Source organism: Cryobacterium sp. Y50 (assembly GCF_002929805.1).
Lineage (GTDB): Bacteria > Actinomycetota > Actinomycetes > Actinomycetales > Microbacteriaceae > Cryobacterium.
This window is the reverse complement of the sequence record NZ_PJJM01000046.1, coordinates 1-13,008: the sequence shown is the minus strand read 5'-3', so window position 1 is coordinate 13,008 and position 13,008 is coordinate 1. Positions and strand designations below refer to the sequence as shown.

10 protein-coding genes and 3 pseudogenes are annotated in these 13,008 nt (G+C 56.3%); 5 read left to right on the top strand and 8 right to left on the bottom strand.

Going from position 1 to position 13,008, the window contains the following annotated elements:
* Positions 1-365: 365 nt before the first annotated feature.
* On the top strand, positions 366-1,565 hold the full coding sequence (locus tag CXY73_RS01095) for an MFS transporter (RefSeq protein WP_146071562.1): 1,200 nt from the start codon (positions 366-368) through the stop codon (positions 1,563-1,565).
* A gap of 493 nt (positions 1,566-2,058) precedes the next feature.
* Here the strand turns inward: CXY73_RS01095 and CXY73_RS22485 are convergent.
* From CXY73_RS22485 to CXY73_RS01065, 6 genes and pseudogenes are all read right to left on the bottom strand, one after another.
* Positions 2,059-2,142: pseudogene (locus tag CXY73_RS22485) on the bottom strand (integration host factor); the annotation flags it as partial.
* A gap of 75 nt (positions 2,143-2,217) precedes the next feature.
* Entirely contained in the window at positions 2,218-3,714 is a 1,497-nt protein-coding gene (locus tag CXY73_RS01085) for an aldehyde dehydrogenase family protein (protein WP_104176530.1), read from the bottom strand.
* 3 nt (positions 3,715-3,717) lie between these two features.
* Positions 3,718-4,719, bottom strand: a complete 1,002-nt coding sequence (locus CXY73_RS01080) for an amidohydrolase family protein (protein WP_146071561.1) — start codon at positions 4,717-4,719, stop codon at positions 3,718-3,720.
* Positions 4,716-5,378, bottom strand: coding sequence for a cysteine hydrolase family protein (locus CXY73_RS01075; protein WP_199185236.1), 663 nt, complete (start codon positions 5,376-5,378; stop codon positions 4,716-4,718). Before CXY73_RS01075 ends, CXY73_RS01080 begins: the two co-directional genes overlap by 4 nt.
* Entirely contained in the window at positions 5,375-6,622 is a 1,248-nt protein-coding gene (locus tag CXY73_RS01070) for an alpha/beta hydrolase (protein ID WP_158253974.1), read from the bottom strand. Before CXY73_RS01070 ends, CXY73_RS01075 begins: the two co-directional genes overlap by 4 nt.
* 34 nt (positions 6,623-6,656) lie before the next feature.
* Complete coding sequence (locus CXY73_RS01065; protein WP_158253973.1) at positions 6,657-7,913, bottom strand: MFS transporter; 1,257 nt, start codon at positions 7,911-7,913, stop codon at positions 6,657-6,659.
* A gap of 128 nt (positions 7,914-8,041) precedes the next feature.
* Between CXY73_RS01065 and CXY73_RS01060 the strand changes: the two genes are divergently transcribed.
* The 3 genes from CXY73_RS01060 to CXY73_RS01050 are packed head-to-tail and all read left to right on the top strand — an operon-like array spanning position 8,042 to position 11,179.
* Entirely contained in the window at positions 8,042-9,055 is a 1,014-nt protein-coding gene (locus CXY73_RS01060) for an asparaginase (protein WP_104176526.1), read from the top strand.
* 26 nt (positions 9,056-9,081) lie between these two features.
* Positions 9,082-9,786 carry a GntR family transcriptional regulator gene (locus tag CXY73_RS01055; RefSeq protein ID WP_158253972.1) on the top strand — a complete coding sequence of 235 codons (705 nt, stop codon included), beginning with the start codon at positions 9,082-9,084 and terminating at the stop codon, positions 9,784-9,786.
* A gap of 31 nt (positions 9,787-9,817) precedes the next feature.
* Positions 9,818-11,179: a dihydroorotase family protein gene (locus tag CXY73_RS01050; protein WP_104176524.1), complete on the top strand. Its 1,362-nt coding sequence runs from the start codon at positions 9,818-9,820 to the stop codon at positions 11,177-11,179.
* Between the two features lie 686 nt (positions 11,180-11,865).
* Here CXY73_RS01050 and CXY73_RS01045 read toward each other — a convergent pair.
* Positions 11,866-12,072: pseudogene (locus CXY73_RS01045) on the bottom strand (IS701 family transposase); the annotation flags it as partial.
* A 101-nt stretch (positions 12,073-12,173) separates the two neighbouring features.
* Positions 12,174-12,626: pseudogene (locus CXY73_RS22480) on the bottom strand (IS30 family transposase); the annotation flags it as partial.
* Between the two features lie 118 nt (positions 12,627-12,744).
* On the opposite strand from CXY73_RS22480, the gene CXY73_RS01035 reads away from it, so the two are divergent.
* The gene (locus CXY73_RS01035; protein ID WP_233198063.1) at positions 12,745-12,969 is read left to right on the top strand and encodes an IS110 family transposase; all 225 of its coding nucleotides are present in this window, start codon (positions 12,745-12,747) and stop codon (positions 12,967-12,969) included.
* Positions 12,970-13,008 lie beyond the last annotated feature (39 nt).

Genomic DNA, 13,008 nt, shown 5'->3' with positions numbered 1-13,008 from the left:
TCAACGCGTTCGCCATCACCTTCCGTGACCGCTGGCCGAACGCAGAATCCTACTAATGAAAAACGCCGGAAACACCGTTACTGAGACACTCCCGGCGGTACCCCTGCCCCCGCGTTGTGGTGCTGGCGTCTGCTGATTTCCAGCAGTAGTGGGGCCGTCCTCCGCTGGGTTGTGAAATGGATAACCCTTTAGGATGATTCCATGGCTCGTGTGCTGATGATGATGGTCGAGGTGAGAACGATGTCACCGACGGGGCGTCCTCGGATTCGTCTTCGGAGGTTGTGTTCGTTGAGTGGGGTTACGTGGCGTGGGGTTCGTGACGTCGTCGATTGAGTAAGGCGTCGGTCACTGCGGGAGTGGGTTGGGTGAATCGTCGCGGTGTCGCGTTGATGGCAACGGCTCATGTGTTCGATGATTTCTATCAGGGTGTTGTTCCCGCCCTGTTGCCGTTTCTGGTGGCGGAGCGGCACTACAGCTATGCAGCAGTTGCCGGATTGACGTTGGCGGCGAATGTGTTGTCTTCGGTGGTGCAGCCGGCGTTTGGTTGGTGGGGTGACCGGCATCCGCGTCGCTGGTTGATTCCGGTGGGGATGCTCACGGCCGCTGTCGGTGTGGGCCTGGTGGCGTTCTCGGTTGAGTATTGGATGACGTGGTTGGTCGTCGCGTTGGCGGGGTTGGGTATCGCTGCATTCCACCCCGAGGCCGCCCGTGCAGCACGGCAGGCATCTGGTAATAGTAACCGGGCGATGAGTGTGTTTGCGCTGGGCGGGAATGTTGGTTTTGCTCTGGGCTCGTTGGTGGCCACGGCGCTTCTGTTGATGACTGGGTTGGGTGGCAGCGTGCTGCTCGTCATTCCGGCCGTTGTGATGGCGGCGGTGTTGTTTATCCGCTTGGGGACGGTGTTGGATGGCCGCACCGGTGCTCTGAAGCGGGTGCATCTGCCGGGTGTTGACGACTGGCCGGCTTTTCTGCGGCTTACCGCCGTGGTGGTGGTGCGTTCAATCGTGTTCTTTGGCGCTATCTCGTTCATCGCGCTTTATTTCATTAATGATTTCGGCACCTCCGAGGTTGTGGGTGGGTCGGCGTTGACTCTCTTCCTTGTGGCGGGTGCGTTCGGCACGATCGTCGGTGGTTGGACGGCTGATCGGTTGGGGCGCCTTGTCAGCATCCGTCTTGGATTTGCGCTGGCTGTTCCGTCCGTTTTTGGTTTGGCGTTGGCCCAGAATTGGGTGGTCGCACTGGTTTTCGTCGCGCTGGCTGGCGTGACGGTCTTTATGCCCTTTGCCGTGTTCGTTATCCTGGGCCAGGATTATCTGCCGAACCGTATTGGCATCGCTAGCGGTGTCACGGTCGGCCTCGCAGTGACGGCGGGCGGACTCTTCAGCCCGTTCCTCGGGTGGGTTGCGGATGCGACTGACCTGCGCGTGACTTTCACCATCCTCGGCGCACTCACCGTCGTCGCGTTCGCGTTGGCTTTCCTGCTGCGCGAGCCGGCCGGTGTTTCCCGCCACCCGCGCCCCGCCGGTGACGCGACGGCGGAAGCCGCCGAAGGGGGCATGCCCTAACCGGACGTTACGTTGTTGGTGGCAGACACATCCCCGTACTTACGGGGAGAGGACCGACTACGACGCCGTAATGGTGGCGTCGCACGGAAACGTCTTGCACAGTATCCGCACGTGGCGGCGCGCCAAGCCGACGTCACACAGTTTCCCTGCGATGAGGAAACTTGTGTATTTCGTTGTAAGTTTCCTGATGCTGCACCACGTTGTCGACGGGGAGAAGGCAATGCCGAGGTCACGCGTGTACTCCGGTCCGGCGGCATTGTCACCGGTTAGGCTTCACTGCCTCTCGAGCAACTGTGTGGGTGCATCTCGCCGATCGCTGCCCTGCACTTCGTGAACGCCGCTTCTTCCCAGCACTATTCATGGCGAGTCGACGTGTTCGCTATGCACTGAAGTCACCTGCGGCGCGCCCACTCTCACCAAGGCTCTGAACGTTGGGTCGCGTCACGGTCAAACCCACCAACCACGCCCTGCTGGCAGTGCCTCGAGCGGAAGCTTACTTGGCGGCAGCCTTGAGCTTGCTTCCGGCAGTCAGCTTGACGCGGTGGCCGGCGGCGATAGTGATCTCTTCACCAGACTGGTTTATCCTTGACCGGGTTTAGTGAAATTTAGTTCTTGTACCGCATGCAATAAACCCGGTTCAAGTTAAATGAGACTAGGAATATCGAACGTCATCGCTTGTTGCAAACCAGTCAAACTTTTCGTCAGCAGTATTGATGATCAAGCTTTGCTGCTGGGTATAACCACGATACGCATCGAGGCCGTTTTCTGATCCAATGCCACTCGCTTTGAACCCGCCCCAAGGCGACGATGGGTCTATTCTGTGATGATCGTTGATCCATACAATGCCGCAATCGAGGGTGTTCCCCACACGGATGGCCCGACCGATGTCCCGAGTCCAGACTGATGCAGCCAAACCAAAGGGACTGTCATTCGCCTGAGCTATAGCGTCGTTTTCATCGTCGAATGGAACGATGAGCGTGACTGGCCCGAAAACTTCTTGGCACCACAAGTCGTGCTCTGGAGTTACGTCGGCGATTACGGTCGGTTCATAAAACCATCCGCTTGTGAACTGTTCACCCTCGGGAATGCGGCCTCCGCAGAGAATCGTCGCTCCGCTTTGACGTGCCCGCTCGACCGCCGCTGACACAATATTTCGTTGATTCTGGGATACCAATGGACCAACCTGCGTGTCCAGGTCGAGAGGATTCCCCAAACGCAGATCCTTGGTCCGCTTCACGAGCAGCTGAACAACTTCATCGAAAATACTTCGTGCGACCAGGATGCGCGCACCCTGGACGCACGTTTGCCCGGTTGCCACGAAGGCAGCAAAGAGAGCTCCCGCGACAGCCTGTGCAATGTTGACGTCATCAAAAATGAGAACCGGAGCTTTTCCGCCCAACTCAGCGGTGACGGGGATTAGGGATTTACCGGCGTTGGCCGCGATTACGCGCCCAGTTTCTGTGCCGCCAGTAAAATCGATTTTCGCCAAACCGCGGTGTTCTGAAAGGGCCTTTCCAGTAGTTCGCCCTAGACCTGGTACGACGTTGACCACGCCACCGGGAACTCCCGCCTCCTCCAGCAATCTGACGAGTACCATCGGAACGGCTGGCCCTAATTCGCTTGGCTTGATCACGAGGGAGTTGCCGGCGGCCAGGGCCACAGAAACCTTTTTCATCGTGATTAGCAAGGGGTGGTTCCATGGGGTTATTAAGGCGACCACGCCCAATGGCACCCGCCGAACCACATTGAGGTGGTTAGCACCAAAGTTGGGACTCGTACCCTCCTGCGTTTGGGCTACAGCCCCAAAGTATTCCAGCCATTCGGGAAGCCGACGAAGCTGTGCGCGCATTTCACGAAGAGTTCGACCGACCTGTTTTGACTCCAGCTCTGCAAACTCGTCGATCCGGTCTGTGAGAAGTGTTGCCGCTTTGTTTAGAATTCGAGCGCGATCACGAGCCGCGATGTTTCTCCACCGGCCATCGTCAAATGCATTCTGGGCTTCCACCACTGCTGCGTCGACATCGGACTCTGTTGCATGCGAAACTTCGTACAGAGTTTCGCCTGTGGCTGGATTGATGACGTCAAAGGTCCCGCCGTCACTGGCCGCGACTTCGCGCCCGCCGATGTGAAGCAGAAGTTTCTTAGGCATGGGTTACTTTCTTTGATTCGTTGGCAAAGTAAAAAGTCGTTCAGCGTTTTCGTGAGCAATTGCTGCCCAGTCGGATTCCGTTTCCAGCGAGCGGTCGAGCTGCCCTTCCAGCCCTGGTCCGGCCATGTCGAATGGCATATCAGTGCCGAGTAGCACTCGATCAGAACCCACTTGGTCAACCAGCCATCGAGTGGCCTGCACGTTGTGCGTAAGAGTGTCGTAGTGGAAACGTCGGAGGTAGCTACTCGGCAGATGTTGAGGAGCAGAAGCCTCCGGACGAACCTTGTAGCCATGGTCCAATCGACCAATTTGGAACGGAAGGTGCCCTCCGCCGTGGACAAGTATCAGGTCGAGATTCGGTAGCGCGTCGAGAGTTCCCGAGAGGATTAGTCGTGAAGCACATACTGCCGTTTGCCACGGATTTCCCTGAAGATTTGTCAGGTAGAAATCGTCTAGGCCGGCGGTGGAACCAACGTAATAGGGGTGTACGAGAAGTGGCACGCCAAGGGCGGATGCCATTTCCAATACCGGCCGGACTGATAGGTCATCTAAGGGAGTTCCCTCAATGTGGGATCCGATTTGTGCCCCTTGAAGCCCCAGGACTGATGTAGCGCGCTTGAGCTCGAGAACGCTAGCTGGTGGATCTTGCATGGGTAAAGTCGCGAGTCCTACAAACCGATCCGGGGCGACTGAGACCATTTCCGCGATGGCATCGTTCGTCGTACGGACGGCTTCAGCCGCATCCGGCTTTTCCAGGCCATACAGAAATAGCGGTGGCGCGATTGACAAGACAGCAACGTCAATATTTTGAGCATCCATCGCGGCCAGACGTGTTTTCACATCATGGAAGGACGGTTGGAGTGGATACCTATAGCCCTGCCTGTGGACTACCCAGGGTTCACCCGCCACCGTTTCAATGGTGATCCCATCTGGAGCGGTCCCTCGGTGCATGGCTGCCACCAGTGCTGGTGGAATAACGTGCGCGTGGACATCAACCTGCCTCAAAGCGCAGCCATTATCTCTTTGCTTGTGGCGACCCAGCCAAAAGCCTTTTGGATTATGTTCAGTGCAGGCTCGTGCAGCGTGCGATCCATCGTGTCTACGCAGTCTTCAAGAACGATCACCGAATAGTCACGGGCGTTGGCAGCGATTGCCGTTGCAAGAACGCAGCTGTTGGTATTTACCCCAGTGAGGAGCAGCGTATCGATGTTCCGAGAACGCAAAACATGATCGAGCTCAGTCGCCATGAACGAGTCATACCTCTTCTTGGAAGAAACGAGAACGTCATAATCGTGATCGATAACCCCCGGCATAATCTCAAGGCCCGGGCTGCCTGGCAGCTGATGACGAAGGACATTGGCGCGTGTAGCATCCGTTCCAGCAATATTCTTCCACCACGGATTTGACGATATCTCTTCGACAGCGTGATAAGACGTCATAACGTGGATCACGGGCAGCTGGCGTGCGCGCGCTGATCGGAGAAGCGAAATATTCGAGCGGGTAACCTGGGCGGCTGCGGTTACAGACAAGGGCATGGTGGCCACCGCCGGATCGAGATGTCCACGATGTAGGTCGATTGTCACGACGGCGATGCGTCGGCCAACAAGGCTTGGCAGAGCAGCGTAAAAGCTGTGTGAGCCTGAGATTTCGTCTTCAATACTCATGACCGGAACTCCTTGGGGTGCGCTCGACGTTCGATTTTCCCTGTCGGTAGGACGTAGTCGACATAGTCTTCGGCAGGGACACCGTTAACTCTGTCTAGTAACCAATCTGCCGAATACGTGAGCCAGTTAGGACCCGATGCAACAGAAGGTGTAGGCAAGGACAGTGCATGGCGACCCTGCTGGTAAACGAGCATGGGGGCCGGGCTCGGAGATCGACGGGCTAGGTCATAGGTATGTTCCATCGGTGAGAGCTCGTCCTCGTCTCCCGCAATCACCAGCCAAGGGATACTCATTGTGTCCATAGCCGGACGCAGATCGATCTTTTCGGCCATGAGATCGAAGGATTCTTCATCGTCTTCCAAACCCGACATCCACATGAATCGGGCTTTGAAGCTGGGCGATGCCATTTCAAAGATCATGTGGCCTCCCGGCTCATGGCAGACGAGTCCTACTGCTGCGCCTTTCAGTGTCGGCTGGGTGGCGGCGATTTGTGACATCCAGTAGGAACCGAAGGAAAGACCGAACCCAACGATGTTGTCGTTGTCGACCTCGTCACGTGCGCGACACCATTCCATAAGCACTTCCCCCGCAGCGATCCAAGCAGTAGGAGTGAACTTGACACCGCGAACTGGAGCCTCGCCTTGTCCGGGACCATCAAAAGAAAGAACTGCGAAACCACGCTGGAGAAGCTTGTCGCCATAAAGGTTCACGTTGAGTTCTTTTGCGGCGTCCATCCCCCCGCAAGCAAGGACAGTCGGAATCCGCCCGCCCTGGTAACCGACGGGGAGGTGGAACCAAGCGGGAATATAGGAGTCCTGAAAAGGAATTTCTACTCGCTCGACGTGGTGGTCAGCAAGCCGCGCGTAGGAGCTGTAGCAGTTATTCTTTCGGTCATCTAGGGCGACAAGTTGTGCAGTATCCTCCCAAATTGGCCACTCAGCAGACGAGAAGAGTAAGGCTGCATGAAAGTAGTGTTCTCTAGCGGTTTCTGGTCTTCCAGCCTCTTCGGCTTCGTGCGCCATCCGCTCACGTCGTTCGCCCAATGCCGTAAAAACTGGCGTGATGTCCGCGAACTTTGAAATACTCGACTTCGCGACGACAAAGTCGGGATTGGCATCAACTCCCATCGGGCGGAGCGTGTATGCCACACGAGGCTGGTCCCATTCAAGCCCATCCGTTCGCAAGACGGAGTCAATTACCCAACGCTGGTCGTGCCATCGTTTCGGACCCGTCATCTTCTTCATATTTGTGCCTTTCCGATGCTTCGAGATTTTTTTCTTAGTGGTTGAGCGGTAGCCGGGCATTTGAGAATTTGCTGGTATCGACAAAGAGGAGCGCGACGATACCAAGAAGGGGAAGGACGCTCAATTGCCAGAATCCAGCACCGCCCCACCCCGCCAAACCGACAAGGGCTGAAAAGACGTAGCCCGCAACTGAGGCAGGAATGTAGAAGCTTGAAATAAAGATGCCGGATGCGCGGCCGATTATCTGCGGCCGCACGGACCTCTGGAGGGCAGCGTAGATGCCGACAAAGCAGAATCCGCTTGCGACGGCACCCTCTGCGAAGGAAAGAAAGTACTGCCAACCAGTCGAGGTCGGTCCATTGAAGATCAAATAGCCGACCAATGACCCAATAACCAAGGCGGACATGAGCACATACCTCTGGTTCAGCTTGTCACTGAGATATCCAGCGGGAAGTCCCATCATCGCGCCTAGACCGAACATGCTCGCGGCGGTGCCGGCTTGGGGTAGCGTGAAACCCAGGTCTGTCTGCAAAAACGTGGGGTATAAGCCGATGAATCCATACATGGCAAGGCCGACAACGCCTGCTGTTATTCCAAGCATCACGACATTGCGGTTAAGAAGCCGGTCCGGAACATGATTGAAAGTTGCTTGCTGCTGTTGTTCTGCAGCGCCCTCAACCTGTTCCGTAAATTTCTTCTTGATGAACACCGCGATTAGAGCGATAAAAACAAAGCCCAAGACTCCGTAAACGTAAAACGGTAGCTGCCACCCAGAACTTGCTGCCATCTTGGCTCCAAGCAGCGGCCCGAGGAATCCGCCGAGACCGAAGGCAAAGTTCAGGCCGCCAATTGCGAGAGCGCGGTTCGCGAAGAAGTACGCGCCAACGGCGGAAAAGAGTGCTGCGTTTTGCATCGCTTCACCCACACCCGTCACGGCCCGGAATGCCAGCATGTCAAAGAAGCCAACTGAGAATGTCGTCAGCAGTGTGAATAGGGAATAGATAAAGATCCCCAGGAGCATCACTGCCTTGCGGGAAAGCTTGTCGAGGAGGAATCCGGTCGGAACGCCGGCGAGCCCAATGCCCAAGGTGAAGATTGTTGCTACCAGTCCACCTTGCGCCAAGGAGTAGCCCAGGTCTTCTCGAATGCTCGGCAACAGAACAGGAAACACTTGCCTATCCATTGCATTCAATGTGTAGGACAAGGCAACGACTACAAAGCTCACGATCGCTACGGATTTGGTGAGGCGGCTACCTCCCTCACTCAGTTTCGTAACGACCTTCTTCTCCAAGGAACTTCTGCTGCTCATTCTTCCCTCGCATCATTGTCTTTCACTTGAGATTTCCTATAAGATATCTCCTATATGATACAGAATGCAAACATTTTTGAAAAAATCTGCCGACCTGAAAGGAAGTAGCTGTGACAAAACGCGTAGCAATCGCCTCCTTGGGGGGGACGATCACAATGACGTCGGATTCCCAAGGTGCGGGAGTTTCACCCACACTCCGAGCCAGCGAAATGATCGCCGGGGTCCCCGGACTCGAAGACATTGCTATCTTGACAACAGAAACGCTGGAGACACTGCCCGGAGCTTCCCTAGATTTTGAATATGTTCACAAGGCATTGGTTTGGGCCGACAACATGATTCGGAAGGGACATGATGGCGTTGTCATATCTCAGGGGACAGACACGCTCGAAGAAACTGCGTATTTATTTGAACTTTATTGGAATCACCCCGAGCCATTAGTCGTGACAGGCGCCATGCGCGCCCCGCAAACACTGGGGTCAGACGGGCCAGCTAATCTGCTCGCAGCAGTCACAGTGGCTCGCGACCAGGAATCACGAAATCGTGGGGTTTTGGTCGTTATGAATGACGAGATTCACTCGGCGACGCGCGTGAGGAAGATTCGGTCAAGCGGCACAAATGCATTTTGTTCCCCCTCGTTTGGCGTACTCGGTTACGTGGAGGAGGGGAATGTTGTCTTTGGGAACGAAGCAAGGCGACCTGACCCGCTGGCTTACCCAGATAGTTTTCAACGTCGGCGTGTCGCCCTGTTGGAAACTCACCTCGGAGACAGAGGCGAGGTTCTGGGATTAACGCTCGATGCGGGCTTCGACGGAGTTGTGCTATCAGGATTTGGCGTTGGACATGTGTCTAACGAACTGTCCCAGGTTGTGAGTCGCGCCACTCAAGTTCTCCCGGTTGTACTCACCACGCGAACCGGTTCGGGAACGATTTACAGTAGAACCTATGCGTTCGCGGGCTCTGAGCGTGATCTCTTGGAACGAGGTGTGATCTCTGGTGGCTGGCTTGATAGCCGGAAGGCATGCATTTTACTGACGGCTCTCATCGATGGCGGTCGGGATCTAAAGGAAATTCGACAGGAGTTCAAGTTGCGCGGAAATGGCTTCGGTAGAACGGCCATTTCATGAGGATAGAACCACGCGAGGCAGACGATATGTCTCGCAATCAAAGCAAGCCATTGGGTGCAGAGCGCGTGACCGGACATGGTCGTCCCCGCACGGCTCATGAGTATGTTCTTAGTTCGTTGCGAGCGTCAATTTTGGAGGGTGAGCTCACTGGCGGAACCCGTCTGATCCAGTCAGATATAGCCAATCAGTTAGAGGTCAGCGTGACTCCGGTGCGGGAGGCATTGAGGGACCTCGTGGCAGAGGGCCTTGTCGTATTTGATCCACATCGAGGTGCTCTTGTCCGCAGCTTGAACATGGAAGAGGTCCGGGAACTTTATGAACTTCGTGTAGCTCTCGAGCCGCTCATGGTGCGGCGCACAATAGAACGCTTGACGGATCAAGAAATCACAAGAGCGCATGACCTACAGGTCCAGATTTCAACGACGAAAGATATTGCCTCGTGGGTGGAATTGAATCGGAAATTTCACGCGGTCTTTGCTATGCCGGACGAGGCAAGCAGGCTTTCCACGATATTGGCAAGCCTCCGAGACAGCGCGTCATCGTATGTCGCTATGTCGCTAGTTGTCAGCCCCCAACGGGTCGCGCAGTCCAATGAAGAGCACTCCCAACTTGTCGCTCTATATCGAAAACGAGACGTCTCCGGCGCAATCGCGCTGACTCTTCAGCACTTACAGACGACTCTCGAAACCATTGAAGAAGCAAATAACGATGGGCTCAGTTCCACTGCATAAGACCAGCAGCTAGTCAGAAACCTGGAGAGTAATGAATACCTTTGACCTCGCGATTATTGGTGGAACCGTCGTTCATTCCACCGGCCGCTCACAAGTAAACATTGGGGTGGAAGACGGGCGAATCGCTTACGTGGGTCCTCACAGTTTCAATGCTCGAGAGACCATTGATGCGACGGGACTGATCGTGCTTCCTGGCGGAGTTGACACTCATGTTCACCTTATGGATCCATCAGCGACGGATCGGGAGGATTTTCCGGCAGGCACCAGAGCTGCTGCCGGAGCGGGTGTAACCACCATCATTGAACACACTCATTCAGGTCCAATTCGTTCCGGACAAGGGCTCTTGGAAAAAGTTGAGTATCTAAAAGGGCGATCCAACGTGGACTTCGGTCTCGCAGCGCACGCGTGGACGGGCGAATCAAATGCTGTCCGAAGTCTGTGGGAAGCCGGGGTTGCCTACTTTAAGGTTTTCACGTGTACGACACATGGCGTCCCAGGGCACAACGCCGGGGCACTTCTCGCCCATTTGAAAGCGACCTCTGATATCGGTGCACGAAGCCTGATCCATTGCGAAGACGAATCCATTGCAGGTGACGCTCAGCTCGCCCTGATTGAAGCGGGGCGGTTAGATGGTGGTGTGCTGCCTGAATGGAGAAGTCGTGACGCTGAAGTTTCTGCCGCCGCCGTTGCCGCGCTGCTCGTGCGTCGAACTCAGGCTAAGGCTACGATTGCGCACGTGTCGCACCCAGAGGTAGCCGGCTACGTCCTGAGAGAACGCCAAGCGGGAGGCGACCTAGCCGCAGAGTGCTGTCCGCAATACTTCGTCCTCCGGGAGGAAGAAGCGAATACCCAAGGAGCGCTAAGAAAGTTCACGCCACCCGCGCGAGCGCGCCACGATTCCGATGAAACAGATATGTGGCGGCTCCTCCGTGAGGGGACGCTGACGCACATCTCAAGCGACCATGCTCCTTCCACCTTGGAGCAGAAGGCTGCCGGAGACATCTGGCACTCACAGTTTGGGCTCCCAGGACTCGACACGACAATGCCCACTTTGGTCGATGCTGTCTTCCGCGGCCACCTCGCTTGGGAAGACATAGCGCGGGTCTATGGCGAGACACCTGCACGCCTTTACGGATTCTGGGGAAAAAAGGGCGCCATTCGCGTTGGGTTCGACGCGGATTTTGCTATCTTTGACCCGGCCGCAGCGTGGGTACTCGAGAACGCATCCATTCAGTCCAAAGCGAGCTGGTCGCCATATTCCGGCAAAACATTCCATGGAAAACTGTCTCGAACAATTCTGCGAGGGATAACCATCGCCGACGGTGATCAGGTTATGGATTCGCGGACAGGTAAATGGCTTCCCGGTGCGGGAGCTTCGAATACGCCTCAGTAGTGCTGCCCAGACTCTTGCGTTATGCGAGCGTAGAAAGAACCAGGCCCGCCGTGAAGTGGCTCGGGTCCAGTGCCGTTGGATACTGCCAATTTCGTGGAATAAAGGGGTCAGAGTGTCTGCCGAAGACTGAATTCCATCGCGGGGATTCCTGCTCGGCGGTAATCACGGGGTGCTCGCGAAGTTCGGCTATTTTGGCGATCCAATCGGGCCGGTACCCTGATCAGGACACCCCTTGGGTGATGACGACAGGCGTTTCGGTGTAGCCGAACTGCCTCATCATGTCCCTGGCGTGCTTGTCGATTCTGAGGTCGATCACGGTTTACGGCAGATTGACGGTGTCGAGCGTCTGTGTGGTCTTCGCGCACTGCACGCAGTCCGGCAGCGTGAGCCGCGACGCTAGACGCGGCACGCGCACGCTTCCCCCAGCGATTCAGCACAACCCAGGCACCGCAGATCCTGTCCATTCCCGCAACGGCATGGATCAACAAACCCACCGAGAATGAAGGGCTCGAACTAGTACTACAGTCGCGTTTGTGGGGTGTGACCGCGGGCTTTGTAATGGCTTTGTTGGGCGCGGCGTTGGTGTTTTCGTCGCCAGAGGGAGCAGCGGATCACGTGGCGTGGGTCTGATTCCCGGTGCCAGACGATCCGTGTGATGAGGTGCCTAATTTCGGGCAGTGAGAGTCTTACCAGCTGGTCGGAGCCTGGATGTGGGCTCCCTTTTTTGAGCGGATGACACTGAGGAAGGCGTGGGCGAACATGGAGAGGGTGATGTGCCGGTACCAGCCGCCATATTGCCGTACTTGGTAGTGGTCGAGTCCGGTTTCGCCTTTGGAGGTTTGGAAGGTTTCCTCGATGGCCCAGCGGGCCCCGGCGACACGGGCCAGCTGGGCGCCGTAGCTCCCGGCTCCCTCGATTGGATGTGGCACTCTGAAATGGCCCCAGTTTTGAAGTTTGTTGCATGGCGTTTTCTAGCCATCGTCGCAACACACGGTCAAATGTGGGCTAGTTCTTTGAGCCTATCGAAGTGTGTTTGCGATGGCTCCCAATTACGCGATTCGCGGGGGCGAGCGTTGATCTTGGCGGCGACCTCAGCCAAGCGTTCGGGGCTGTGGAGGTTCAGGTTGGTGCCCTTGGGGAAGTACTGGCGAATGAGTCCGTTGGTGTTCTCATTGGAGCCTCGTTGCCACGGTGAATGTGCGTCGCAGAAGTAGACGGGGATCGTCGTTTTTTCCTGGAACTACCGATACTCGGCCATCTCCGATCCTTGATCCCAGGTCAGCGTTTTCCTGAGGTGCGCTGGTAGGGCGGACATCGCCGTGCCGACCCGTTCGCGGACGGTTGCTGCGTCGTGCTTGCCGCCCAGGTGCACGAGCATGAGGAAGCCGCTGGTGCGTTCCACGAGTGTGGCAATGGCCGAGCGGTTGAACGCCCCGCAGACTAGGTCNTGCCCGCAGATGACTGGACCGCTGATTGAGAATTGCGACATTGATCGCTGGGTAAGGACGTGCCGGCGTGGTTATCGACAGGGAAACTGCTATCAACGAGACGGAAGGAACCTTCAGATGCCAGCAGTATGGGCGGGAATTGATTCAGGAAAGCGGGCGCATCACTGCGTCGTGATCGACCAGACCGGGGAGATACTTCTCTCCCAACGGATAGATAACGACGAGACCGTGCTGCTCGAGATCATCGCCACGGTCACCGAGATTGCCGATGGACACGAGGTCGTATGGGCGACGGATCTGATGTTAACGCCGACTGAAAACAGGGCCACTTCTGCCAACTGAAAACAGGGCCACTCTCGTGTGGTTCTAGTGTGCCGTAGT